General features: G+C 67.6%; 17 protein-coding genes and 1 pseudogene. 15 read left to right on the top strand and 3 right to left on the bottom strand.

Going from position 1 to position 25,026, the window contains the following annotated elements; genetic code table 11:
• Positions 1 to 10 precede the first annotated feature (10 nt).
• Genes ACLLJI_RS09190 through ACLLJI_RS09150 form a run of 9 tightly spaced genes read left to right on the top strand, consistent with a single transcriptional unit; the run spans position 11 to position 11,376 of the window.
• Positions 11 to 466: a phage tail protein gene (locus tag ACLLJI_RS09190; protein ID WP_283559158.1), complete on the top strand. Its 456-nt coding sequence runs from the start codon at positions 11 to 13 to the stop codon at positions 464 to 466.
• Positions 463 to 2,532 carry a phage tail sheath family protein gene (locus ACLLJI_RS09185; protein ID WP_434620571.1) on the top strand — a complete coding sequence of 690 codons (2,070 nt, stop codon included), beginning with the start codon at positions 463 to 465 and terminating at the stop codon, positions 2,530 to 2,532. Before ACLLJI_RS09190 ends, ACLLJI_RS09185 begins: the two co-directional genes overlap by 4 nt.
• Positions 2,525 to 3,010 (top strand): phage tail protein, encoded by a 486-nt coding sequence (locus tag ACLLJI_RS09180; RefSeq protein WP_434620568.1) that lies wholly within the window; start codon positions 2,525 to 2,527, stop codon positions 3,008 to 3,010. The genes ACLLJI_RS09185 and ACLLJI_RS09180 overlap by 8 nt, the downstream gene beginning before the upstream one ends.
• On the top strand, positions 3,007 to 4,392 hold the full coding sequence (locus tag ACLLJI_RS09175; RefSeq protein ID WP_283559155.1) for a hypothetical protein: 1,386 nt from the start codon (positions 3,007 to 3,009) through the stop codon (positions 4,390 to 4,392). The genes ACLLJI_RS09180 and ACLLJI_RS09175 overlap by 4 nt, the downstream gene beginning before the upstream one ends.
• A gap of 6 nt (positions 4,393 to 4,398) precedes the next feature.
• Positions 4,399 to 4,575, top strand: coding sequence for a hypothetical protein (locus ACLLJI_RS09170; RefSeq protein WP_434620565.1), 177 nt, complete (start codon positions 4,399 to 4,401; stop codon positions 4,573 to 4,575).
• Complete coding sequence (locus ACLLJI_RS09165; RefSeq protein ID WP_434620562.1) at positions 4,568 to 5,656, top strand: phage late control D family protein; 1,089 nt, start codon at positions 4,568 to 4,570, stop codon at positions 5,654 to 5,656. The genes ACLLJI_RS09170 and ACLLJI_RS09165 overlap by 8 nt, the downstream gene beginning before the upstream one ends.
• The gene (locus ACLLJI_RS09160) at positions 5,653 to 6,321 is read left to right on the top strand and encodes a phage baseplate assembly protein V (RefSeq protein WP_434620559.1); all 669 of its coding nucleotides are present in this window, start codon (positions 5,653 to 5,655) and stop codon (positions 6,319 to 6,321) included. Before ACLLJI_RS09165 ends, ACLLJI_RS09160 begins: the two co-directional genes overlap by 4 nt.
• The gene (locus tag ACLLJI_RS09155; RefSeq protein WP_434620556.1) at positions 6,318 to 7,925 is read left to right on the top strand and encodes a hypothetical protein; all 1,608 of its coding nucleotides are present in this window, start codon (positions 6,318 to 6,320) and stop codon (positions 7,923 to 7,925) included. Before ACLLJI_RS09160 ends, ACLLJI_RS09155 begins: the two co-directional genes overlap by 4 nt.
• A gap of 10 nt (positions 7,926 to 7,935) precedes the next feature.
• Positions 7,936 to 11,376, top strand: a complete 3,441-nt coding sequence (locus ACLLJI_RS09150) for an eCIS core domain-containing protein (protein ID WP_434620553.1) — start codon at positions 7,936 to 7,938, stop codon at positions 11,374 to 11,376.
• Between the two features lie 111 nt (positions 11,377 to 11,487).
• Here the strand turns inward: ACLLJI_RS09150 and ACLLJI_RS09145 are convergent, their stop codons facing one another.
• Genes ACLLJI_RS09145 through ACLLJI_RS09135 form a run of 3 tightly spaced genes read right to left on the bottom strand, consistent with a single transcriptional unit; the run spans position 11,488 to position 16,356 of the window.
• Positions 11,488 to 11,721, bottom strand: a complete 234-nt coding sequence (locus ACLLJI_RS09145; RefSeq protein ID WP_283559149.1) for a hypothetical protein — start codon at positions 11,719 to 11,721, stop codon at positions 11,488 to 11,490.
• A gap of 11 nt (positions 11,722 to 11,732) precedes the next feature.
• Entirely contained in the window at positions 11,733 to 12,497 is a 765-nt protein-coding gene (locus ACLLJI_RS09140) for a hypothetical protein (protein WP_434620550.1), read from the bottom strand.
• Between the two features lie 31 nt (positions 12,498 to 12,528).
• Positions 12,529 to 16,356 carry an eCIS core domain-containing protein gene (locus ACLLJI_RS09135; protein ID WP_434620547.1) on the bottom strand — a complete coding sequence of 1,276 codons (3,828 nt, stop codon included), beginning with the start codon at positions 16,354 to 16,356 and terminating at the stop codon, positions 12,529 to 12,531.
• Positions 16,357 to 16,585: 229 nt separating this feature from the next.
• Between ACLLJI_RS09135 and ACLLJI_RS09130 the strand changes: the two are divergent.
• From ACLLJI_RS09130 to ACLLJI_RS09105, 6 genes and pseudogenes are all read left to right on the top strand, one after another.
• Positions 16,586 to 16,885, top strand: a pseudogene (locus ACLLJI_RS09130) (eCIS core domain-containing protein); the annotation flags it as partial.
• 52 nt (positions 16,886 to 16,937) lie between these two features.
• Positions 16,938 to 17,900 carry a hypothetical protein gene (locus ACLLJI_RS09125; RefSeq protein WP_434621804.1) on the top strand — a complete coding sequence of 321 codons (963 nt, stop codon included), beginning with the start codon at positions 16,938 to 16,940 and terminating at the stop codon, positions 17,898 to 17,900.
• Positions 17,901 to 17,988: 88 nt separating this feature from the next.
• Positions 17,989 to 18,384 (top strand): GPW/gp25 family protein, encoded by a 396-nt coding sequence (locus ACLLJI_RS09120; protein WP_434620544.1) that lies wholly within the window; start codon positions 17,989 to 17,991, stop codon positions 18,382 to 18,384.
• 7 nt (positions 18,385 to 18,391) lie between these two features.
• A complete protein-coding gene (locus ACLLJI_RS09115) occupies positions 18,392 to 20,557 on the top strand; it encodes a putative baseplate assembly protein (protein WP_434620541.1) in 2,166 nt (721 codons plus the stop codon).
• Complete coding sequence (locus tag ACLLJI_RS09110) at positions 20,557 to 22,911, top strand: phage tail protein (protein ID WP_434621376.1); 2,355 nt, start codon at positions 20,557 to 20,559, stop codon at positions 22,909 to 22,911. Before ACLLJI_RS09115 ends, ACLLJI_RS09110 begins: the two co-directional genes overlap by 1 nt.
• A complete protein-coding gene (locus ACLLJI_RS09105) occupies positions 22,908 to 25,025 on the top strand; it encodes a hypothetical protein (RefSeq protein WP_434620538.1) in 2,118 nt (705 codons plus the stop codon). The genes ACLLJI_RS09110 and ACLLJI_RS09105 overlap by 4 nt, the downstream gene beginning before the upstream one ends.
• Position 25,026: the final 1 nt, after the last annotated feature.

The following is a 25,026-nucleotide window of genomic DNA, read 5'->3' as shown; positions in this document are numbered from 1 at the left end:
GAAATGAATCATGGCAATTCGAAATAATCCGTATGGAGCGTTCAACTTCATGGTCAAGCTCGGTGATGCCGGCGGTGAAGAACTGATTGCCGGCGGTTTCTCCGATGTGAGCGGCCTCGGCAACGAAATCAAGTACTCCGAATACCGCAACGGCAATGATGCGGACAACCACGTCCGCAAGGTGCCCAATGTCAACAGTGTCGATGATGTGACCCTCAAGCGCGGAGTGATCGGCGATCTGCGCCTGTTCAGCTGGCTTCAGGCCACCAGCAGGGGTGAAATCCAGCACCGGACTGTCACCATCACGCTGCTGGACGAGCGCCGCACCGCCGTCTGCAGCTGGATCCTGCGCGATGCGCAGCCCAAGAAATGGGTGGGCCCCAGCCTGACCGGCAAGGGAGGCGGTGAGGTAGCCATGGAGGAGCTGCATCTGGTCGCCGAAAGCATTGACTACCAGTCCACATGACCGCCGGACTGCAGCTGGGCCGCCCGGGCATATACCCGTTCGGTGACAGCAACAGCCGCCCGGAGTCGGGCTTCGAACCGGTGCGCCTGGACGAGACCGGCTTCGTGGGCGTCGCCCTCCGAGGTCCCGTGGACAGGCCCATCATGGTGGCGAGCTGGTCTGACTATGTCCGAAACTTCGGCGCCTTCGAACGGGAGTCACAGGCGCCGGACCGGCTGCTGCCCTATGCCGTGCAGGCCTTCTTCGCCCAGGGCGGGGAGCGTGCATGGGTGCTGCGCGTCGCTCCCCCGCCGGATTGGACGGGCGATGACGCCGAAGCGGCGACGGCACGGTTCCGGATCGGTGCGGGGACATCCGACGCAAGCGGGTTGAACTCGGCCGCCCCCGGGCTGACCGCCGCCAGTGAAGGAACATGGGGCACCGGATTGCGGGTCCGCCTCGGCTTCGAGGTGCTGCAGTCCTTTGACGGAAGCCTTGACGACGACGGCGGAATCAAGCTTCCAGCGGGAGCAGTCCTGGCGCCGTGGTCCCTGCTGCGGTTGCTGCCGCTGGACCCGCCGGGTCTCCCCCGTCTGGGCTGGGTGGCCGGCGAACGCCGGACGGACCCGCGCGCCGGCGGGCGGTCCGCCGTGCTGGAGACCCCGATACCTGTTCCCGCCGTTGGGTTTCTTCGAGTGGACGTGGTCACGGCCGTGCTGGACGCCGCCGAATCGGGTGCCGCCCAGCGCGAACGGCTCAGCGGGATGGGCCTGCGACCGGGGCACCCCCGGTTCCTTCCGGACGTCCTTGTCAGCGAGTCAGTGCTCCTGCGGGCCACGGGTGACTGGGGCGGGACCGAGCCGCTGCCGGATCCGCGGCTTGACGACGTCCCGGTGCTGCCGGTTCATCCGGGTAAGGACCGCAGCCCGGGGATAGATTTTCACAGCTTCTACGACGACGGGCCGGCGGACCAGGATCCGCTCGATGAAGCGTGCCATCGGGGTGTGGACGCTTTGGGCCGCGAATCCCGCATCGGCCTGCTGTGCGTGCCTGACCTGTACTGGCGCGCGGCTCCGGCTGCCGAGGTGCCGGCGCCCGCTCCGGTCCGGCACGCCGCCGCCTGCTGCTGCGGCTGCCTGGACCCGCGCGGGACCCCGGGCACCTGCGGCTGCCAGGCTTCCTGTGGTTGCCGGGCCCGCGGCGGCTGCCGGGATACAGTGCAGCAGGACCCCGACTACGCCCCCGCCGCCGACGTGCCGCCGACGCTTGACGCCCGCGACCCCGGGGACCTGGCCGAGATCGTCCGGCGGCAGCTGCGCCTGGTGGAGGTGGCGGAGCTGCGGCACCGCTTCGTGGCGTTGCTGGACGTACCGGCGGGGTTGTCGCAGCGCCAGATCCATGACTGGCGCACCGGGTTCGGCGGCAGCTACGCAGCCGCCTACTTTCCCTGGCTCGGCGTGCCCCGCATCGGGCCGGGACGGCCCGCCATCGTCCAACTGCCGCCGTCGTCCTTTGCAGCGGGCATCATCGCCGCGCGCGAGCGCCGGCTCGGCCTCTCCTGGGGGCCGGCCAACGCCCTGGCGGTCGGCGCCGTGCTCAGCGCCGACGTCGTCAGCGATGCCACGCACGACGTGCTGCATCTGCAGGGCATCAACGTCTACCGCCAGGACCGGGACGGCATCCGGCTCAGCGCCGCCAGCACCCTGTCCACCGATCCGGAATACGTCCAGCTCAGCGTCCGCCGGCTGATGACCATGCTGGCCCTTACCTTGGAACGCCAGGCGCAGTGGCTGGTCTTCGAACCTAACACGCCCCAGCTCCGGACCACGCTGACCCGGATGCTGACGGCGTTCCTCCGGGACCAGCACCGGCGCGGGGCGTTTGCCGGCGGCACCGAGGCCGAGTCCTTCTTTGTGCAGTGCGACGACGGCCTCAACCCGCCTCAGCCTCAGGGCCTGGGGCGGCTGGTCGCCGAAGTCGGCGTGGCCCCCGCGTTCCCGTTGGAGTATCTGGTACTGCGGATTTCGCAGGACGTGGACGGCTCGGTGCTCGTGGCCGGCCCGGGGCAGGAGGGCGGCAATGCCTGAGCTGCTTCAGACCTTCAGGTTCCACGTAACGCTAACGCCCAGCGCGCCGGGTACGAAAGTTCCGGGCATCTGCGTGGACGGTGGCTTCGCCGAATGCAGCGGGCTGGTGCTAGAGGCGGACGTGCGCGAATATCTGGAAGGCGGCCGGAACGACGGCGTGATCCGTCGGGTGGGGCGCGTCAAGCTTTCGCCGCTGGTCCTCAAGCGCGGCATGCTCGCCGGCGGCAGCGGAGAGGTCAACAACGAGTTGTGGCACTGGCTGACGTCCATGGTCAGTGGTGCCCTGCCGGTGGCCCGCTATGACGGCGAAATCAGGGTGGATGATCCGAGCGGCAACCAACCGCTGGCCCGTTGGATCTTCGAACGGGGCCTGCCGCTGAAGGTCGCGGGGCCCACGCTGAACGCCAAGACCGGCGAGATAGCCGTGGAGGAACTTCAGATTGCCCATCAGGGCCTGCGGCTGGGACTGACGCCGTGAGCGCCCAGCTGTCCAAGGCAAGCCTGATCCGGCTGAAGAAAACGGAGGGCAAGGGGCCGAACGCGCACTCCACAGTCGCACCGGAGGATGGAGCGTCTTCCTTTGAAGTGCAGTTCAATCCCACCTCGCTGAAAATCTCGCGGCAGAACAATGTGGACAAGGGCGGCTCCACCACCCGCACTCAGGCGCGGCAGAACCCCTCAACGCAGTCAGCGACCCTGACGTTCGATCTGGAATATGACACGGCCGAGGGCGATGCAGCCGGCCATGCCGTGGACGTCCGCACCAAGACGCTGCAGATCCGCCAGTTCGTGGAACCGAATCCGGATGACCCCAAGCAGCCTCCCCCGCCCATCCGGTTCATCTGGGGCACCTTCCATTTCAGCGGCGTTGTCACCGCGGTCACCGAGGATCTGGACTATTTCTCCCCCGAGGGCCGGCCCCTGCGGGCCAAGGTCTCCGTCACCATCACCGAACAGGACCCCCGGTGGGAGGCCAACTTCACCGGCCCCGGGGTCCGTGACGCCAAGACGGCCACACCCCCCGGGGGCGGCAACGCCGCCACTGGCCCGGGCGCACCGCCGGCGCCGAATCCCACCAGCGCCGCCGTCGCCCAGGGCGGCGAAAGCCTGCAGCAGCTGCTCGCCCGGCAGGGTGCGGACCCGGCCACCTGGCGCGCGGCCATGGAAGGGCTGGACAGCCCACTGTCGCTGGCGGCCGGTGCTCAGATCCAGCTCAGCGCCGGGCTCTCGGTTGGCGCCGGCATTGGCATGTCCGCCGGTTTTGCCGCCGGTGTCCAGCTGGGTGGCACCGCCTCCTTGGGCGCGGCGCTGGGCCTGAGTGCCAGTGCGGGCATCGGAATCGGCGCGTCGGAGGAGACAGCTGCCGGTTTTGCCTTGACTGCTGGCGGCGGCGTGTCCGCATCCTTGAATACCGTCCTATCCGCCCTAACTGCTCTCCAGGTCGCATCAGCCAAGGCGGCATTCGACGTCCCCGGCGTCACGGGGCTGGGGTCGGTCAGCACCTCTTTTTCCGCCGCAACGGGCGTTTCGGCGTCCGCCCGCGTTTCGGCGTCCGCCCGCGTTTCCGCCTCGTCCGGTCCGCGTCCGGTCGATCCCAGGACACAGACCTATGGCACGTCCATCCCGCTGCGCGCCCGTGCAAGCGCCATCACCACCGCGGCTGCAACCGGACTGGCCGGCGGATTGTCCGGCGTCGTCGAAGCCCACACAAGTTTGAGCGAACTGGCCGTGGGCACCACGGCCGGCACCGCCCCCTGGGCACAATTGCCCGGTGCCGCACCGGAACGGTCCTTCGCCGACGGTCAGCAACGCCGCCGTGACGCTGGCGGGGGCACGATGAGGTGGAGACCCGGGAGGTGAGGGGACGTGGGAGTACACATTGGCGAAGTGCATACGGACATCGCCGCCGCATCAGGCTCCGGGGCGCAGGCCACGGCGACCCCGCAGGTTTCCCCCGCTGCGGCGCAGGAGCGCTGGGGCGAACTCAGGCGCACCGCTGAGGTGCTGGGATCGCGCACGGCTTCCGAGGGCTTCGATGACTGATCCGCTGCTGGCCGTAGTCTCCCCTGTGTTTACCGTCAACGGTGAACTGGCGGGAAGTCTCGCCCGCGACTGCGTCAGGCTGGAGGTAGCAGAGGGCTGCGAGGGGTTGCGCACGCTGCAGGCGCACTTTGTCGCCGTCGGGCCTGGGGCTACCGGACCGCCGTCGAACATGCTGTACCTGGACGGTCAGACGGTGGACTTCGGGAAGTCCATTGAGGTCAGTCTGGGACCGTCGAGTGCGCAGCGGACCGTCTTCGAGGGCACCATCTCCTGCATCGAAGCCGCCTATCCGGACAGCGAGCCGCCACGGGTGGTGGTGTACGCGGAAGACGCGCTGATGCGGCTTCGCATGACCCGGCGGATGCGCACCTATAAGGACGTCACGGATGCGGACATCGCCGGGCAGATCGCGACCGAGCACGGGCTCCAGAGCGAGATCGCCGCGGAAGGGCCGCGCTACGACGTGGTCCAGCAGGTCAACCAGAGCGATCTGGCGTTCCTGCGCGAACGTGCCCGCCTGCTGCACGCTGAAGTCTGGTGTACGGGGCGGAAACTGCACTTCACCTCCCGGCCGCGGCGCCAGGGCACGGCGCTGACGCTGGTCCAAGGCAACGAGCTCCTCTCGGTGCGGCTGCGCGCGGATCTCGCCCACCAGCGCAGCGAGGTGGTGGTCACCGGGTACGACGCCTCCACCCGCGCCGTCATCGACGAACGCGCCGGCGTCGACGTCGTCGAGGGCGAAGCGGCCAGCGGTCTGACCGGACCACGGGTTCTGGAGAAAGCCCTTGGGGCCAGCGTTTCCATGCGGGTCCGCGAAACTGCGCTCAACGCCGGTGAGGCCACGGCGTGGGCCAAGGCGGAGATGCTGCGGCGCGGCCGCGGTTTTGTCACCGCCGTCGGCACCACCCGGGGCTCGCCGGACATGGTGGTGGGCAGCAATCTGTCCCTGCAGTCCGTAGGGCCGCCGTTCGACGGGACAGGCTACTACGTGACCTGGGTACACCATATCTTCGAGCACGAGCACGGGCTGCGGACCGGGTTCGAGGCCGAACGCTCAACGGTAAACGAGGTCTCCGCATGACGCTGCCCAACCCCGTGGACGGCTCCGCGCCCGGCTACTACGGTGTCTACCCCGCGCTGGTCACGGACATCGTGGATAAGGAAAAGCTCGGACGCATTGAGATCCGGTTTCCCACCCTCGGCACCCAGGGCGACCGCGACGTCAGGGCTTGGGCCACGCTCTGCACGCCCTACGCGGACAAGAATCAGGGGCTCGCCATCCTGCCGGAAGTCGGCAGCGAGGTGGTGGCCGCCTTCGAGGCGGGCAACTGGCGCCGGCCCTACATTGTCGGCTCCGCCTGGAACGGCCAGGCCGCGCTGCCGCATGCCCCGGAAGCCGCCAACAACATCCGGATGCTCCGCTCCCGCGGGGACAGCAGGCTGGAATTCGATGACACCGCCGGGGCCCTGAAGCTGAGCATCACCATGAGCGCCGGTCACCGGGTGGTGCTCGACGACGGCGCCCAGGAGGTCACGATCCAGCACACCAACGGTTGTCTGCTGCGCATGACGGCGGACGGTTCGATCGAGATCCATGCCAACAACTCGGTGGACATCACCGCCCCCTCCGTCGATGTCACCACACCCACGGCGACATTCAGCCAAAACATCATCTGCCAAAGCCTGCTCGCCCAGGTCTCCGTGGTTTCGCCGATGTACACGGTGGGAGTGGGCAATCTGTTATGAGTGGCCACGATGATTTTGTGCTGCGCGCCCCCTGGTATGTCCGCGAACGCCAGCCGGCTTTCGGTCTGCGTGACCGCAGGGCGCTCCGGCCGCAGATCCAGATGTACGACAATGCGCAATTCGTGAAGAACAGGCTGCTGCCAGACCCACGCGACTCACTTAAGGCGACCCAGGACGACTTCTGGAGCTACCCGGTTCCGAATACCCCGTCCCTGTCGGCGAAGGGGCGAGAACGGCTGGCGACCAGCCGGCTGCTGCACACCAAGCTGCGCAAGCTCTATCAGCCCACGCACGAGCGGTTCTACGCCGTCGTCGTCGAGGTGTTCTGTGATGCCCCCGGCCTGCCGCGCGCCGGCTCGCACACCGACATCGAGGTCCGGATGGTGATGCGCCGCCAGCACACCTCCGTGACCGGCCAGCGCAAGCCGGTGCGCCGGCTGGCCCGCAACCTGCTGGTGGAGATGGCGAAGGCCGAAGATGTCAGCTTCGATGCCGATCAGGAGCCCGACGCCGACTTCCGCGACGTATGGTGGGCCGACGCCGCGTGGCACCGGCGCTTTGAGGAAGACAACGCTGAACTGCTGGCTGAGGTCGGCGGCCATACGGATGCGCAGGCCTGGATGGTCGACGGCGCCGGCAGCGGTCAGTGGCGGACGCTCGGCACACCGCCCGCCAAGGGCCGGTCCCCCGACACGGAGGAAGAGTTCCCGATGTGGCGGCTGCCGCCGCGAGGGGAAAACTGTGCGGAAGCCCGAACCCGCTCCCTCTGGTTCGGCATCATCCCCACGTTCTCGGGAGCCCATTGGGCGGACGAGGACAAGAAGGTTCAGCCCAAGCTGGACGACCACGGAATCTACGAACTGCAGTGCTTCGTCCGGCAGCCCGCGCCGCGGGGCAAGGAACAGTGCCCGCCGAAAATCTGCTGGGGTGAACCCAGCGAACCATTCCGGCTGGCCGCCCCCTTCGACCCCGACGGGACCAAGAATCACGCGGTCTCCATCACCCTCCCGGACCTGCGCCGGCTCGCCGCCCGCGCCGGCCAGCCACAGGGACCCGGCGGCGCCCGCATGATCACCCCGCCGCAGTCGCAGTTCGTCTTCAACCCGTTCAACGGCATCCCGAAGTCCGGAACGGGAAAGATCGGCGCCGGCGGCGGGATCTGCACCTTCGCCTTTGAACTGTTCTTTATGGTTGCTTTCTTCCTCTTCCTGATGTTCCTGCCGATCGTGATCTTTGCGTTCCAGCTGTGGTGGATGCTCGCCTTGCGGTTCTGCATCCCGCCGTCGATCTCCTTCTCCTTGATGGCAACCTTCTTCGCTCAGGGCAAGCTGCTCGCCGCCGTCGAAGCCGATGCCCAACTCTCGCTGAAGTTTGACGCCGCCTTCGGCACGGACAGCGCCGTCCTGGAGTCCGCGGACCAATCGCCGGGCTGGGCGAAGCAGCTCGATGACGTCAAGGCCCCCGTCAGCGGGGCCAAAATCTTCAGCAACGATGCGGCACTGACGGGTGCCATGGTCGCCGCGAACGATCCGGCCGACGCCGTGAAGCCGGCACCGCCACCGGTGGAGACCAAGCCGGACGACCCGCTCTGCCCCTCGCCCTGAAGGCACCGCCATGACAAGCTTCGCCGTGAGCCGACCGCAGGACGCTAAGGAACGGGAAGCTGGGAAGGCAGCCGATCGGTTGCTGCATCCATCCCTCGGAGCGGGATGGGGGGCGGTCGCACCGCAGGAGACTGAAGATCACGCTGCCGCGGCTCGAAACCCGACGGCGCTTGGGAACCTTCAGCTGTCCGCCAGCCAATCGTTGGGCCCCTCCACGCGCGAACTTATGGAGCCCAAGTTCGGCGCGGATTTCCGTGGGGTTCGGGTCCACACCGACCGGAACGCGATCGGTGCAGCCAATGCGTTGGGAGCAAATGCCTTCACTGCAGGGTCGGACATCGGCTTCGCGGCCGGCCGCTACGCCCCGGACTCCCCCACCGGCCGGCGCCTGCTGGCCCACGAGCTGGCCCACGTCGTGCAGAATGCCGGGAATGTGTCCCCGTCGACCGTCTACCGGGACCCGGTCGACCCGGGTGCGCCTTTCGCCGGGGGTGGCGGCGGACATTCCGGAGGCGGCGGCGCGAGCGGATCATTCGATGCACCGGCCACGGGCACGACGGGCTTACCGGCCGGCTCGTCGGCAGGCACCGGACCTCCCGGAGGCACGGTACCGGAGGTCATCGAGCTGAAGGGCAAACCGCTGTTGGCCCCGTCGCCCGAGCTGGCGCAGGCACTCAAGGACAAAGCGGGCGGCGCGCTCCTGGTCCGTGTCCGCTTTGGTGAGCTTGCCGAAGGGTTCCTCCCCATCGTGTGGAGCGATACCGGCTTCCTGACCCCGCCCCCGGCGAAGAATTTCCCGGCATGGGGCATTCCCATGACCCATCCGGCGTTTCCCGTCGCCGGACTGGCGAAACCAACATTGTGGATCGAGGTCCGCGACTCGGTGGTCGGCGGGGCAATGGGCTGGATCACCGCTGCCGCATGGGCTAACGATCCGTCCCAGTTCAAGTCCCATGTGCCGTTGGAAATGCTGTTCGGCGGCCTGTCAGCTTTCACAAACCTGGTCCTGGATGCACCCGTCACGGACACTCTTTGGAACGGCCGCTTCGTCTACGAAGCACCTCATCTCACCTTCGACTCCGGACCTTTCTCCGGCAGCGGCCGGATCAGGGTCGACGACGGGACCTACGGCTTCGACGCCACCATCGAGGTACCGCTGACAGGGCTGCCGAAGGGAGCGAAAGTTCCGGTTAAGCGTCCGTCGGGAAGCCTGGAGAACGTCATCTTCGGCAGCAAGACGTGGCGCTACGAGCGCACGCTGGGCGGGAAGAGCGGCTCGAAAATCTCCGGAGAACTGACCGCCACGCTGGGCAACGGATCGTTCGACGTTCGCGGTACCGCCGGCTACAGCCGCTCGAACCCGCGGATCCGCGGGACGGTGACCATCGTCGTCGGCAGCCTTGAGACGGCCCGGCAGGCGGTCACCGACCGGCTCGGACCTGATGCACCAGCCAGCATTGAACCAGCCGCGCCGGGAGAGGGCATCGCCATCGCGGGTTTCGGCCAACTGGACTTCGAACTCTCCGACTGGATGACCGGCAACGCCGAGGTGATCGTGCACCCGGAGGGCTGGGTCACCGCCCGGGGGGAAATCCTGCCCACGAAGATCATCCCGCTCTTCCGGAAGCAGGCGAAGGAACGCGAGATCCCCGGCGTCGGCGGGTCCTTCACCGACGTCCTCGCGGGCGTACCGCTGATCGGAGACGTTCGGGTCGAAGCCGATGCCCAGCTCTACGCGTACGGTTGGTTCGGCCCCGGAACATTGCATGACATCCGCGTTACCGGGCTGATCTCCAACCATCCCGCCATTGTGAACCGTTTCGAACTGGCCGGAACCATCAGTTCACCGGCGGCCGCCGGACTTCGACTCGAAGCAAACATCGGCCTGTCCGCATATGCCGTCCACCTGAAGAAGGTCGCCGAGGCGAAACTCACCGGGCAGGGCACGCTGGAGCTGCAAATGTACGCCGAGGCGACAGCGGCTGCGGGACGCCGGGCCTCAAAGGCTCATCCGAACGAGGCGGAGCACTACCTGCAGGGAAGCCTGGCCGCCGCCGCGGCACTCATTCTCGATCTCCAGCTCAAACTTCGCGGCGACGTCCTCGGATTCTGGCGACCCAACATCCACCTCATCGACCAGACCTACACACTGGGCCAGGCCGGCGCCAAGTTGAACTTTGAGTACGTTTTCGGGAAGAACCGGGACAGCACAATCGAGGTCAGCTTCGACAAGATCAGCTTCGACGCCGGCTCTTTCGCCGCCGCCGTAGTGCGCGGCGAAACGGTGACCCAGAAGGGGTACGAAGGCAAGACGCCGGTTGCCGCCGACACCACGAGCGACGTGGTCAACCCGGACGCTCCGCCACCGGGCCCGGTGGCCTCCGGTGCGCACACCCCCGCTCAGTTGGAAGAACCCTTCAGCATGTACTGGGCGCCGCATACGCTGCGGCTATCGCTGCTGGAACCCCCGGATCTTCAGATGGAGAGCGCCGGGCCCGAGCGGCTGTTGAACAGGATTTCACGGGCACGAAAGAATGTCCGCCAGGACGCCGCCCTTTCCGTGCTGGAGCGGGACACGCGGCTGTCGGATCTGGACAAGATCGCCGCCCAAGCCCGGCAGGTGTTGGACGCAGCCGAGAAGGTCGAGAAGGGATCCAGGTATCTGACCCCCTCCGTGCCGGGCTTCGCCAATCTTGCGCAGCTCATTGCGGACTACGGCACCCGCTACCGGACGACGGATCTCGCCGCCGGGCTCGCGTCGGTCAGTGTGGATCCGACGAATCCCAAGACGGTGCTGAACAAGTTCCCGAAACTTGCCGACGACGCCCTCATCACCGCGCGCGTCGGGCGGATCCTGGACATGGGCGTCTCCGCCACAGTGTTGCGCAGAATCGTGGACAACCATCCGCCCAGCGCCGAAGGCCAGGTCGTCGACCTGCTTGAATACATCGAGACCATGATCCTTGCCCGGACCGTTAACTGGGAGGCGGTGCTGACAGACCTGAAGACCGGCGGCAACAAGCTCAAGGGGGCCACCTTCGTGCTGCGCTACATTGCCACCTACGGCGACTGGTCGGACCTGACCTTTGAAGCCAAAGACGAGGATGCAGGGCAGCCGGACAACCGCCGCTGGGACACGCTGATGTCCGGCACACTCTACGAGTTCAAGGCCTGGTACGTCTGGAAACCGATCTCCTCACAGACGTTTCTCAAGCAGATCCTGCAGGACTACCTTAACAACGGTGTCGGCGAGACCATGCCGCTCAAATGGGTCTTCGGCCCGTCTCCCCTGAGCCGGGTCGAAATTCTGGCCAACATGGGCGCCGCGTTGGACGAGGTGAAGGCGGACCTCCTCGCTGGCAAATCGTCCCGGGTTCCGGGCTACTACTCGCCGGCCATGTGCGACACGATCAAGAGCCGGCTCAACTCCGTGGTTGTCAAGGTCACCTGACCTCTGGTGGGTGAGCTTGTCGAATCCAGTACAGGAAAGTGATGGGCTCCCACCGAACGCCCAATTCAGCTCTTTGCTAGGCAGTCGGCCCGACTGTTGACGTAATCCGGATCAGCCGGGAGGCGGGACCGAATGTTTGCGGTATGCCGCCGCGCGTGGCGGTGCTCGCCTGCCGATCATCGCCGTCATGCCCGCGGCTTTCATCGCCTCCTCACCAGTCACCGTCATCTTCACCGGCCAGTCCGTTTCCCCGGACGCCCCGAAGAGGGCCAATGCGTTTGCCGATGCTGCGGAGGAAAACCGCGATCCGTAGATCAGGATGTCGGCAGGAAGTGAACGAAGCACGCGTGCCTCCCTCAACCAGCGGCGAGGCTGTTGGGCGGGAGGCCGAGGACGGCGCAGATTTCGTCCGGGGTCGTTGCGCCTTTGATATCGCTGAGGGTTGACGAGTCTGCCAGGGTGGGCAGCTGGAGCCAGCCAAGTTGCTCGGAGCCGCGGAGCATCAGGACGGTGAACTCGCCCGGATCCGCCCGCCGCTGCAGGTAATAGACCGTCGCGCGGGGCAGGGCTTCGGCGATGACCCACGGCACTGATCCCAGCAAGCCGTCGTCAGCTGTTACGACTACGCCGATGAATCCTTGCGCGATGTGGAGCCAGGGCTCGTCCGCCGTCTCCCCCAACGCGGCCAGCACGTCGGCCACCGAAGCTCCTTCGACCACCACGGCGGTGCGTGCCTGCCTTGGGCCCGCCGGTCTCCGCACCTCGAAACCAAGCGACGCTGCCAGGTCAAACGGGTCCCGTTCCTGGTACGAGACCTCATCCCCGTTCATCCATTCGAAAATCGACTGCCGGTCCAGATCGAACCAGAGCGTGTACACCTTCTTTCCCGCAGCAAGTCGGGAGAGCGTTTCAGCGAATGGGCGGTCAGTGCCTTCATTGCCCGGGGAGTCACAGACCAGCGCGTTGTAGTCGCCCCCACCGCGGACCACGTGCCAAGGCGGCGGGTCAACTCGGACATGGGGAAAACGCTGGTTCCATTCAGAAACGATGGCCTGCTGCAGCTCCGCGGCTGAAACCGGTGCCAGCACGGCCCAGCAAAGGGACTGATTGAGCATACTCATGATTCTGGCTCCAGCATCGTCTTGGGCCCGGTCATGGTCGCGGCACCCCCAGCGGGGCTCCGATGGTCCCTGCGGCAGCTTCCTTGATCGCGGCCTCGGACAATGGCACAAACCTTGTGCCGGGAAGACCGTTGGCGTCGAGGATGCGGCGGAGCCGAGCCTGCGCCTCGGCCGGGAGCGCGTCGGTGAATGCGAGGTACGGGACTTGCCCCGTGGCGGCCTTCGCGTTCTGCAGTTGGGTGAGCATGGTGTCAATCTTCTCCACCGCTTCCTTCTGCGCCTCGGTCAATCCCTTTTTGTTCAGCCGCTGGATCCCGGCTTCAAGGGCGTCGGCCCAGGTGTCGGCGCCCCACCCCTTGACCTCGAAGCCGTGCCGCTTCCCGGCCACGACCATGTCGAAATCGATCTCGCTCTTTCCCATCTTCACCTGTCGGCGGACGTTGGTTCCAATTGATTGGGCCACCGGCTCGGCCACCATCTCCGCGCCGGCTCCGCGCGCCGCGGTTCGGAAGGCCTTCATCACTCCTTTGGCGGCCGGGTCAGTGGCCGCTCGCCGGTACAGGTCCCACGGAGTGCGCCGATCGCGGCCGAGGAAATCCAGCGACGAGTCGGTAATGGAGGTTCGGTTCAGCCAGCGCAGGTCCAGGGTTTCCAGGCCTTCGCGCGCCTTCCGGCCGAGGACCAGCAGCGCCTCATCGGACACACCCGGACGGCTGACCAGAGTCTGGACCTCGAGGATGAGCGAATTGGGCAGCCGCGACTGGGCAGCGGCGATCAACAGGTCGGTGAGGGACGCGAGCGAATTGGGGCGGACGGCGACGACCTTCTCGACGGCCTGCAGGAAGGCTGCCCGCGCCTCCGGGCGCAGCTGTGAGGCCCGCTGGGCGATGGCGAACCGGGCGTCCGCCGCACTCTCCGCCCGGCGCGTCGCTGCCTTGGCCTCCGCCGTGTCGGCCGTCTTGCCGGCGGCGGCCGCCGCCTCACCCTCGCTTCGGCTCACCAGGCTTCCCAGCCGGTCCAGTACCCGTTTACCCATGGCCTCCGATGTCGTGCCGGCGAGCTTGCCGAGCAGCTGCTCGGCGGCGACTTGTCCACGGCTGACTCGTAGCATCGCAAAGAAGCCGGGGCCCGTCTCACGGCCGGCGGCCATCATGGCGCCCTCGCGGGTGACCGCCGCCAGGGCTTCGGCCTCCGTGCCGTACCTGACAATCGCGCGGCGCAGCGCCTCGGCCTCGGCGCGCAGCGGCATCACCGCGTCGCGGAGCACCCCGGGCAGCGCCATCACTCGGTCGGCCGCGGACACGAGCTTCGGAATCAGTCCGGAGGTGATCAGACGGGCCAGATCGTGGGCGATCCAGATCGTCATGGTGACGTCGAAAAGCGCCAGGAATGCCCGTCCCTCGGCCGTCTTCTCCAACCCGGACCGGTGTTCGTCCACCAGGGCCATGGCACCGATGAGCACCGAGTTCACGATGGCGGCGCGGCCGACGGCGGTACCGGCGGCCGCCGCGACTCCCTCACCGATCACCGTGGCATCGCCCCCGCTGGCCAGGCCGCGGGCGAGAGCCGGCCCGAAGGCGGTGGCCAAACCGGTGGCTGCCATCAGCCACATGCCGCCCTGCATTTGGGTCTTGATCATCCGGTTGAGAATTTCTTGGTCCGGCAAGTCCAGCAGCCCCACCGCCTCAACCAGGGACACAATCCGGCTCTGCGGGTTGGCGCCGATGGACGTGACCCGCACCAGTTGTGTGGGCAGATACGGCCCCTGCTCGGCACCGTCGTTGACGATCAACTCCTTCATCATGGCCCGGTACATGTTGGCGGCCATGCCGGTCAGCCCGGAACTGCCCAAGCGGAAGATCATGGGCTGAATGTTAGCCACGGTGCGCGTGATCGGACCGGCGGCCTCGCCCGGCGCTGCCCGCTCCTGGCCCCGCCGGACAGCGCCGCCAACGGGGAAATCGGCTGGCGGGAGCAGCCGCGAACCCGCTGTGGCCGTCTTCCGCACTGCCCAGTGGTAGAAGCCGTCGGCGTCAAAGCCGAACTTGAACTCCGGCAGACTCTGCAGATTTTCGCTCGGTACCTGCATGGAGGCAATGGCCTTGACCGTGAAGATCCGCCCGATCATGGCCAGTGCACCGCTCTCCGCCTGCATGTTGATCAGACGGGTCATCGTCCCGTTGCCGGAAAGCCGATGCTCCAGGACCGCAAACTGCTCCGCCGGCGTCGAATACAACACCCGGGCGACCAAGCTCGCGTCGCCGCTGTTCCCCGTGCCGACGGCGAGGCCGAGGACCGTTACCCGCTGATCGAGGGTGAGGAGCGAGAGGACGTCGAAGTCCAGTCCGCGCAGGGAGGTGATTCCAGCGGCCAGCCCTTTAGTGAGGATCTCGGCGCGCTGGCTGGCCTCCGCAGCGGTGCCCTTGCCGAACTCCGGTTGGAAGCTGCCGCCGGGGATGAAGACAGTGCCCGGGTAATGCCACCAGAAGCGTTCAAGCCGGGCATCCTCCGGGCGCCCTGAGGAGACGTAGCCCTCGTTCCAGAACCCCGGAGAGGCAATGGTGTAGCCGTAGAAGCGTCCGTTCCCGCCAGGGATCATCACCCGCGGACCCGTGCGCGGCGAATTGCGCAGCGCTGTTTCCGCGCGCGTCGCCGTCGATTCGTCCAGGATCAGCTCGCCGACCTGGATGCTGCCGATACTGTGCTTCTCGGAAGAGATTCCGGTGCGGTTTTCGCCGCTGAAGTAGCTGTAGCCGCCCACCGCCTTCGGAACCTCCTGATAGGGCGTAGGTGCCGCGGTGATCGGCCCGGTCACCTTGCCGAAGTCGGAGGGTTGGCTCCCCGCTGGATAGGCTGGCCCGGGCCGCGAGGACCGGCGTCCCAGCAGCGGAAGGATCGCCCATTTCTTCTCCTCCGCCTCGGTCACCAGCCATTGCGAGGCCGGCTTCTTCGTGTTGGAGAGCAGACCCCATTCCTCCAGTTGGTGGCTGTCGAGCAAATCGAGATAAGCGTCGAAATAGGAGCGCTTGGTCGCGGCCGTCAGGTCCCCGCGGCTGGCCCAGTCCACGGTGATCTTAAGCAGCTGCCACTCCGCGGCGTCATTGATCAGCCGTTGCTTGAGCAGTCCGACGACGGCGTCCACGTCGGTGCGCAGCCGCGGATCCAAGGCGGCGCGGACCGAGGTGACGACGTCGGCTGCTACGCCGTCGAGGGTCCGCAAGCGAACGTGCTTTTCGCCAATGACATCAAACCCGCCAACATGGTCCGGGTCCCCGAACAGCCGCTGCGCCACCTGCTCCCGGCTCGTTCCGGGCGGCGTCCAAAAGGTCGCCGGATCAAAGGTGTCGATCAGCGGCGTCCAGTCATCCAGTGGTTCCAGCGTGACGTCTTTGGCCGCCGCCGGCGGCGACGGAACAGTAGGATGGTCAGGATCGTCCTCCTGCCGGGCAATCCTGGCATGCGGGGCGGCCCGGAGCGCCGGAGCAGTGCGGCCCGCGGCGAAGGCCGCCGCCACCGACTCCGCTTCACGCTCGGAGGCGTCACCGCGATCACTGAGCTCCCTCGACGGCGCACCGGTACTGCCCCTGGTCTGGAGCACATGGGTGAGTTCGTGCGCCAACAGTTTGCCGCCGTCGCCCGCCGCCGACGGCGACGACGATCCGGCCCCGAAAGAGATGTGCTGACCGGATGAGAATGCCGCAGCGTTCAACCGGGCAGCGGCCTGCGCGCTTCCAGCGTCGGCCTGCACCCGGACGGCACCCAAGTCCTGGCCGAACCACAGTTCGAAGGCGGCACGCTCGGCGGCGCCCAGCCGTTCACCGGCTGAGGGAGCGGGTTCCTGACCCCGTTGTGATGGCATCGCAGTCCTGACGCTTCAACAGTCCCCTGCACCCTACGTCCGGCGCCGTCACGACGTCGTCGCCCACAATCACAAGGGCATAAGGCCACCGTGACGGGGACCGTTGACTATGGCCTTCATGGCTGACATCGCGGGCTTTTGGACCGGACGAGGACCGCACCTCCCGCTGGGGTGCCATCTCCCGCTCGAGCAGCCAGAGCGCCGTCATGAGGTTTGGGAGCGCGGCTAAGTGGGTCCCCGCGTCCGGCATGTAGTACGGGGCACGTCGGAGCAGGAGGCCAGCGACATCGCGTCCCGCCTGCCCGCAGACGCGCGTGCCGGCGCGTTCGAGGAGGTCGCTGGCACCCGTGAGGATCCGTTGACCGACGTCCGTTTGCACCGCGATGCCGGGGCCGCCGGGCTCACGGAAGCGCTCGGTGCCCAGGCCGTCACTTTCGGGGAACGCGTGTACCTCTCACCCCACGCGCCCGCGTCGTACAGCGCATCGGGTCGCCGACTGCTGGTCCACGAGCTTACCCACGTCGTCCAGCAGCGCGCCCACGGACCGCGACTTCAGCCGGTTCGCAACAACCGAGCGGTCCTTGATAGCCAAAGACCTGGCCGCGATGATGATCGTTGTCGAGGCGATCGTAAACGCCAGCAGCGAGGACGACTCGATTCAGATGGGAGCTCTGGTACTACGGTCAGGCGCCCACACTGCGGGGGCGGCACTGCCTGGGAAGCTCAAGTCGGCTGACCCCAAGGGTATGTCGATGCTCACCCTTCGCTACCTGATGACACGTCGCTGCGGACTTCTCGACATGCGCCATTTCATTCAGCTCCTGTACATCTCGTGGTTCGGGAACATGGGCAGCGCCGAGATGGCGAACCGAGGTGCGACCGGGCGCGGCATCGAGCACGAAATGATCGCCGAAGCCGCGTCCCATTTCGGTCCCGAAGACCTCACCTCCAATGCGCTCGGCGCCTGGACCGCGACGCAACTGGCAGGCTTTCCCCAACAGCGTGACCTGATAGCCCGCATCCGGGAGACCCTCATTCGGTGCGAGCCCATCGACTTCGACGCACTTTCACCGGCGAGCCAAAGCAGCCTAGTTACCTTCTATGCTGCACAGAGCGGAGCCGGCGAGCCGTTAAACCAGAACAGGACCGCGGTTGCCCTAAGCCCTTCAGTGCCAGAACTCGCGGGGCAGGACCGGTCTTTCCCATTCCAACTCGACGAGGACGACCCATATCAGGCGACGATCTCCAGCACGGCGTTCGACCGCGGCACGATTGGATTGACCGGCGACACCGAAATCCGGTCCTTCGTCGACGTCCAGCGTGACGAAATCCTCCGCGCAATCCCGGCCTCCGAGCGGGGCCGAATAGGTCAGCGGCTACTTGAGGGATGGGTGTCAGACGAGGACCTAGATGCTTTCGAGAAACTCTTCCGATTAGGGGATGCCGACGGCAAGAAAGTCTTGCGTCGCGCGGCCGCCAGCGCCTCGTTGAATAGCGTGGGTCAGCGAAGCCGCCTCAGAGTTCTGCTCGCGGGGAGTCCCTAACCGCGTTCTGATGCGCAGATGGAATTCACCTACCCGGACCCACGAACTGGGAAACGCGGCCGTGACGCCCCCACCGCACCATAGACCCATGACGGACATCGCGGACCAGTGGACCGGAGTGGGACTTCGCTTCCCGCTGCGCCCCTCACAGGAGACCGGAGGCCTCGAGTACCTCGGCAGCATGGAACTCATCCGCCAGTCCATTGCCACCATCCTGGACACGCAACCCGGCGAGCGCATCATGCTCCCCTCGTTCGGATGTTGGCTGCTGCGGTACCTGATGGAACCGAACACGCTGAGCACCCGCACGTCCATGGAACAGGACATCATCGCGTCGCTCTCGCAGTGGGAGCCGCGGATACGGCTGGTGAACGTTGCGGTGACGCCCGGGGAGGATCCTTCCTTGGTGTGGATAGAAATCGCCTACGTCCGTCTGGCCGATCTGCGGCCGGACAACCTGGTTTACCCGTTCTATTTGAAGTAGCGACCCGATGGCACTGATCAGCCCGATCCTGGACAACCGCTCATACGAGCAGTTGCGCGATGAGCTGATCCGGCGCATCCCGGTCTACGCGCCGGAGTGGACCAACCACAACGAGAGCGATCCGGGCATCGCGCTGGTGGAGCTTTTCGCGTATCTGGGCGAGTCGCTGCTGTACCGGTTCAACCAGATTCCCGACGCCACCCGGATCGAGTTCCTGCGCATGCTGGGTGTGCGGCCGCGCCCGGCGCAAACGGCGTTGACGTTGCTGGCGGTGTCCACGGAGCGTGCGGACGGGGTGCAGATCGTCCGGGGTGCGGAGGCCGCCGCCGGCGCGGTGTCCTTCCAGACGCAGGACGAGGTCTATGCCTGGCCGTTGGATGTCGTGGCGGCGGGCAAGACGCCGCAGGATCCTGCGGACACAAAAGCCGGTCATGACAGCAGCGCGGACGCGCTGTCACGGGCCAGGGCACAGAAGGAGACAGCCCAGTTCTACCGCACGACCCTGGTGTCCGCGGATCCCCTCGCGGCGGATGCCGTTTCGGTGGATGTCAGCGCTCAGGTGGACCGGTCCCTGTGGATCGCGTTGCTGCGCAAGGACACAACGGACGTGGAGAAACTCGCCGGCCGGACCCTTTTCGTCGGGGTCGCGTTCGATGAAGCCCTTACGGCACCGCTACTGCTGGAGGCCCTGAACGACGAAGGCGCCAGGGCCTTCCGCTCGGACGGGCTCACTTCCAGCCCTCCCCCGATGCTCTGGCGCCTCTGGAACGGGCCGACGAAGGCACCCGCGGCGGCCACGGGCGGCGAGGCAAAGCCCGCTTTCCAGGAGCTTGCGGTCCTGGCGGACACCACCAAGGGGCTGGTGACCACCGGCGTCGTAAAGCTGGAAATGCCGCCGGAACTGCCGACCATCACCGGCGCATCGTCGGGCGGCGAGGATAACCCGCCGCCGCTGGACGATGGCAAACTCGCTCAAAACGTGATTGCGTGGATCCAGGTCTGCCGTCCGCAAAACGCCAACGCTAATGATTCCATCCATCGGGTCCGCTGGGTCGGCATCAACGCCGTCCAGGCCATTGCATCGCGAACCGCCGCGGCGGAACTGTTGGGCAACGGGACGGGCGACGACGACCAGCGGCTGCCGTTGAATCATCACCCGGTGGTGCCGGGCAGCATGGTGCTGGAGGTTGAGGAACCCGCCGGCTGGACCGGCTGGCAGGAAGTGGAGAACTTCTCCGGCAGCGGCGCCGGGGACAGGCATTACATCGTGGACAGCGACCACGGCTCGGTGTCCTTCGGACGTGCCCGGGTACCGCAGATCGGGGAGCGCATACGGGTGCTGTCCTACCAGTACGGCGGCGGGTCCGCCGGCAATGTCGCCGCCGGTGCGGTGTCCTCGCTGCCCGGCACGGCGGGCGTGAAGGTCGCCAATCCGCTGCCGGCCGTGGGCGGCGCCGAGGGCGTCGGCATCGCCGAGGCGATGGACGCGATTCCCGCCGAGGTGCACCGCCACGACCGCGCGGTGATTGGGAAGGATTTCCGGGAACTGGCTCTGCAGGTGTCCGGCGTGCAGCGGGCGGAGACACTGCCCCTGCTGCACCCGGACAATCCGACCGTGCCCGCGGCGGGGGTGGTGAGCGTGATGGTCTTCCCGGAATTTGACCTGCGGAACCCGGCGGCGCCGATGCCTGATCTGGGCCTGCTGCGCCGGGTGGCCGGCTATCTGGACGCCCGGCGGCTGGTCACCACGGAACTGTACGTGATTCCGCCGGAGTACGTGCAGATCAGCGTTTCCGTCGGTGTCCAGGTCCGCGCCGGCTACCAGGTGGATGCGGTACGCCGCTGGGTGGAGCTGATCCTGCGCCAATACCTCGCGCCGCTGCCGCCGTTCGGTCCTGATGGCGGCGGTTGGCCGCTGGGCCGGACCATCCGCCGGGCGGAGCTTGAGGCCGTCGCGGTGCAGGTGGAAGGTGTCGAATACCTGGAGGACCTGCTGCTGGCCTCCCCAACCGCCCCGGGCGCGGGACAACCGCGCATTGACCTGAAACCCTGGCAGGTGCCGGAACTGGCGGCCATCACCGTCGTGTCCGGCGCGCCACTGCCCGTGGGCACCGAGTACGCACCCGCGCCGGGACCAAAAGTCCCGGTGCCCCTCCCGCCGGATGTGTGCTGATGTACGGGGACCGTTCGCTCAGTCTGCTGGTCCAACCGGACCAGTGGTCCCGCTGCGCCCACACCAACACGGCGCTGCTGCCCGGTGGCGGCGTCCTCTTGGACTGGAAGGAGGCACCGCGGCAGTCCAAGGATTACTGCCCGCCCGCAGTCCCGGCGACACGGGGCGGCCCATCCGATTGCCGGCAATCCGAGCGAGTACCAGCCGGACCAGCAGCCTGCGAACCAGCAGCAGCCGGACCAGAAGCATCCGAACCAGCAGCAGCCGAACCCGCCGGACTCGCTTTTGACCGCTGGTGTCGTGCCTACCGCTCTTGGCCAGCCAAGGGAAAAGTTGACATCTACGATCCGGACAGGGCACCGGAGCCTTCCGTAGGGGCGGGCGTGCTGGGACACCCTGCGGGTCTGGCCGTGGACCGGGCGCAGCGGCTGTACGTGGCGGAACCTGCCACCCGCTCGGTGCTGGTGGTGGATCTCTGGGCACAGCGGCTGCTGCGGCGGGTACCGCTCGGACGCGGCCGGCCGGTCGATGTTGCACCGGACTGCGGTCGGGTCGCGGTGCTGCAGCACCGGCCGGATGCCCTGGTCTTCCTGGACGGCAGGCGCTCCCCTCGCCCGGGACCGGCCCTGATCAATCCGCACTGTCGCCCTGGCCTGCTTCCGGACAGGCTTGCCGCCGGCCCGCTGGTGCTGTGGCGCGGCGGCGGCTACGGCGTCATAACCTCCCCGGACGGCACGGTGCAGCTGGAGGTGGACGGCGCCGTTGACATCGCCACGACGTCAGACGGGCTGTTGGTGGTCGCCCGGATGCCCGGCCAGCCTTTCCGGCGCTTCCAGCACGACGACGACGGCTGGCTGGAGCTTGAACCGGCCTCGGCTCCGGATTTCGACGGCGGCGCGGTGGCCGTCTCGCCGGCGGGGCGCATCGTCTTTACCACCGCGGCGGGTTTCGCCAGCACCGCAGGTTCTGCGGCGCGGCACGAACCCGAGGGCACCGTGGTGACCTACCGGCTGGACAGCGGCCGGTACCGCACCCGCTGGGGTCGTGTGTTCCTGGATGCCTGCCTGCCAGTCGGCACCGACGTGACCCTGCGCTTTGTGACCAGCGACGCCGAGGACGTGCTTGATCCCCTGGACGCAACGCCACCGGGCCGCGGCGCCCGCACCGTACCCCACCCGGGCCTGACGCCGCCTCTGCCGTCGGAGAGTCTGCTGACTGCGGTGGAACAGGACGCCACGCTTTTCAGGCGGCCGATGGGCCGCGAACAGCCGTGGCAGCAGATCTCCCCTGAGGATGGCTTCGAAACCTACGAATCCCAAGTCAACGCCGCACCGGGCCGGTATTTGTGGCTGCGAATGCACCTGACAGGCACCGCACAGACCAGCCCGAGGATCCGTGCCGTCCGGATCGAACGGCCGGGCCACCAGCTCCTGAGCAGCCTGCCCCGTGCCTGGTCCCGGGACGACGGAGACGCGGACTTCCTCCACCGTTTCCTGGCCCCACTGGAGGGGACCCTGTACGAGCTCGACTGGCGGGCCGCCGAGCGTGCCATCCTGCTGGATCCGCGCACCACCCCGCAGGAGGCCCTGCCCTGGCTGGCCGGCTTCGCCGGGCTGGTCCTGGACCGCCGTTGGCCGGAGCCGGCCCGCCGCACCCTGATTGCCGAGGCCTACCGCCTGTTCGCCCGGCGCGGCACCCGTGCCGCTCTGATTCGGATCCTTGAGCTCTATCTGGGCCGCGCCCCGGTGATCATCGAGGCGTGGCAACTGCGCGGTCTCGGCGGCATGGTGCTGGGCAATCCCCCGGCAGGGCCGGCCGCACCCGCGGTCGGCGGCAACGCCCGGGCTACCGGTACGCTGGGCCGCTTCTCGATCGGCGGGTCCGCTCCGGCGGCATCCACTGGTCCCGCAGCCTCCGCCGGCTCCGCTGCCTTCGCCACTTCCGCCGGCTCCGCTGCCTCGGCCACTTCCGCCGCACCCTCCATCACCTCCGCCGGCACTGTGTCCTCGTCATCCGCACCCGCTGCCCCTCAGGATTCCTTCCAGCTCGCCGCGCACCGCTTCACGCTGCTCATCCCCGGCGACCTTACCCCTGAGCAGCGCCAGGTGGTGCGCGGCATCGTCGATGTCCACCGCCCCGCCCACACAATGTATGAGCTCTGCGTACTCGGGGCCGGCATGCGGGTGGGGCAGCGGCTGCACGTGAGCCTGACCTCCTTCGTCGGTCCGGACGCGGGGTGGGGGCCCGCGGTGCTGGGGCGGTTCCGTGTGGGCGGCGACGGCGTCGTCGGCACGCCCGCCCCGGGCTCACGGCTGGGCGAGACCTCGGTAGCAGGGCAGGTGAGAGTCGGATGACTGAGTTGTTTATCGGCACGCTGAGCGCTACCGCAGCGGCAGAGAACCACGACGGCGACGGCGTCTCCCTTGCGGGCACCGGAAACCTGCCACCGCGGGTGCAGAACATGCTGGCCCATCTCGCGGACCACCGGCTGGAGGAGGTGCTGGCGGCGGCGGAGATTCCCGCTGGCGAGTGGTGTCTGCGCCGTCTGGACCTCCGCCTCGCGCTGAACCCCGAGCGGCCCGGCCCGGCGCTGGAAACCCAGTGGGCCCACGCCGTGGTGCAGGAACTGCGGCAACGGATCGATTCCCCCTCGGATGAGGTGCTGCACTTCCCGCGGATCTCCGACGCGCTCAATGATCTGGCGGCGTCACTGGCCGCTGGCCGGACAGACCACGCCTGGGCCTGGCGGCAGCTCGGGCTGCTGACGCCCGAGGACCCGGATCCGGCCGGTGCGCCGGCGCCGGTGCTCCTGGCTGTGCTCCGGCGTTGGCCGGAACAGGCCTTGGCCTCCATAGTCTCTGCGGTGCAGGCGCACGGTGCCGCACCGCTGCTTCGGCTGCTCGCAGGACCCGACTGGATCGAGCTGGCGGCCATCGTCGCAGCTGCGGCCGGAGCTTCCCGGGCCGCCGTCACGATTGGATCATTTTCCCTCGCCGCGACCCGCACCTCCGGCCAAAACGCCAGCCGCGGAAAGGCACCTGACGGAAACGCAACTCTAGGCAATGGAATCCCGGGAAGTGCCGCCAACGGGAATGGTACTGACTGGCATGACACCAACGGAAATGCCAGCCGCATCAGCGTCGGCGGTCCCGGCCCTGACGACGCCGCTGGCGCAAATCGTCATTCTGACCACGGAGGGGCAGGAGCACCCTCCGCTGCCGGCCATCTGGCTCCGCCCGCGACGCCAGGACCCCTTCATGTGGTGGACGCACAGGTGGTGGACGAACAGATGGCGGGCGTACTGACTCTGGACCTAACCCGCCGTTCGCGGCTGGCCGGGGCGCTTCTCCGCAGCGGGCTCCGCCCCGACGTCTCCACCGCCACTGCTTGGGCACTGCTTGCCGCGGCCGAGGCGGATGCCGGTCTCCTGCGTCGACCGGACGCACCCGGTATCCTCCGGTCACTGGCCTCCCGGTTCCTCGCACTCAATACCTCGGGGGCCAGCCTCCGTGACGCCTCCCGGATGGGTTCCGCGGCCCAGCCCGCCGCCGGATATCCCGGAGCCGGGCCGACCGCCCTCGACGGCACCGACGGCAGGGCCGCCGCCGAAGGAACGCGGGCCTTCGATGCCGGCGATAAAAGGCCGGATGACAGGCACGGCCGTGACGTTCCCGATGCGGAAGCCGACAATGATGGCCTCCCGGCCAACGCCGGTCCGGCCTGCTCCGACGCCCCGGCGTGCGGCATGGAGCCTGCCGGGGCCCCGGAACCAGGTACAGAACCTGCGGAGGGCCCGGCACGCGGTGCAGACCCTGCCGACGCCGGTCAGGATGCAGCACGCGAGGACTCGAAGGGTATCCCGGAGGAAACCGCCGTGCCCACCCTCTGGGCCGGGTTACCGTTCCTGCTCGCAACCGCCGGGGATGCCGGGATCCCTGATCTGCTCCTGACCGATCCCGCCCTGGCCGCCCGGCCGTTGCGATGGATCATTCACCGGCTCGGACAGCTCTTGGTCCCGGTGGCACCGGATGACCCGGCGGTCATGGCACTGGCCGGGCTGTCATCTGCCGCTGAACCGCCGGACGGCGGCAGACCCGCGCCAGGAAACGGCACCACAGCAGACGGCACCGCAGGGAACGGCACCACAGCAGACGGCACCGCAGGGAACGGCACCCCAAGATACGACACCTCAGGAGACAGCACCCCGGAAGAACGGACCGCGCTGGAGCAGCATGCCGCCCGCTGGGCAACAGCCACCGCCGGCAGGCTGGGGCGCCCGCACCTTGAACCCTTCGGCGTCGTTGGGGAGATTGCGTTCCGCCGTGGCGCGGTCCTCGCGCAGACCGGCTGGATCGAAGTGCACCTTAGTCTGCGGGATGTCGACGTGGATGTGCGCCGGGCCGGGCTGGACATTGACCCGGGCTGGGTCCCGTGGCTGGCAGTGGTGGTGCGCTTTGTCTATGAATGAG

This window comes from Arthrobacter sp. A5, from assembly GCF_051131705.1.
GTDB lineage: Bacteria > Actinomycetota > Actinomycetes > Actinomycetales > Micrococcaceae > Arthrobacter_M.
This window is presented reverse-complemented; position numbering and strand designations above follow the sequence as displayed.

What these genes read in the sequence shown, in the direction of transcription:
- ACLLJI_RS09160 (WP_434620559.1), top strand. Translation starts at nt 5,653, where the DNA reads ATGACGCTGCCCAACCCCGTGGACGGCTCCGCGCCCGGCTACTACGGT.
- ACLLJI_RS09155 (WP_434620556.1), top strand. Translation starts at nt 6,318, where the DNA reads ATGAGTGGCCACGATGATTTTGTGCTGCGCGCCCCCTGGTATGTCCGC.
- ACLLJI_RS09115 (WP_434620541.1), top strand. Translation starts at nt 18,392, where the DNA reads ATGGCACTGATCAGCCCGATCCTGGACAACCGCTCATACGAGCAGTTG.
- ACLLJI_RS09120 (WP_434620544.1), top strand. Translation starts at nt 17,989, where the DNA reads ATGACGGACATCGCGGACCAGTGGACCGGAGTGGGACTTCGCTTCCCG.
- ACLLJI_RS09150 (WP_434620553.1), top strand. Translation starts at nt 7,936, where the DNA reads ATGACAAGCTTCGCCGTGAGCCGACCGCAGGACGCTAAGGAACGGGAA.
- ACLLJI_RS09105 (WP_434620538.1), top strand. Translation starts at nt 22,908, where the DNA reads ATGACTGAGTTGTTTATCGGCACGCTGAGCGCTACCGCAGCGGCAGAG.
- ACLLJI_RS09140 (WP_434620550.1), bottom strand. Translation starts at nt 12,497, where the DNA reads ATGAGTATGCTCAATCAGTCCCTTTGCTGGGCCGTGCTGGCACCGGTT.
- ACLLJI_RS09185 (WP_434620571.1), top strand. Translation starts at nt 463, where the DNA reads ATGACCGCCGGACTGCAGCTGGGCCGCCCGGGCATATACCCGTTCGGT.
- ACLLJI_RS09180 (WP_434620568.1), top strand. Translation starts at nt 2,525, where the DNA reads ATGCCTGAGCTGCTTCAGACCTTCAGGTTCCACGTAACGCTAACGCCC.
- ACLLJI_RS09190 (WP_283559158.1), top strand. Translation starts at nt 11, where the DNA reads ATGGCAATTCGAAATAATCCGTATGGAGCGTTCAACTTCATGGTCAAG.
- ACLLJI_RS09135 (WP_434620547.1), bottom strand. Translation starts at nt 16,356, where the DNA reads ATGCCATCACAACGGGGTCAGGAACCCGCTCCCTCAGCCGGTGAACGG.
- ACLLJI_RS09110 (WP_434621376.1), top strand. Translation starts at nt 20,557, where the DNA reads ATGTACGGGGACCGTTCGCTCAGTCTGCTGGTCCAACCGGACCAGTGG.
- ACLLJI_RS09165 (WP_434620562.1), top strand. Translation starts at nt 4,568, where the DNA reads ATGACTGATCCGCTGCTGGCCGTAGTCTCCCCTGTGTTTACCGTCAAC.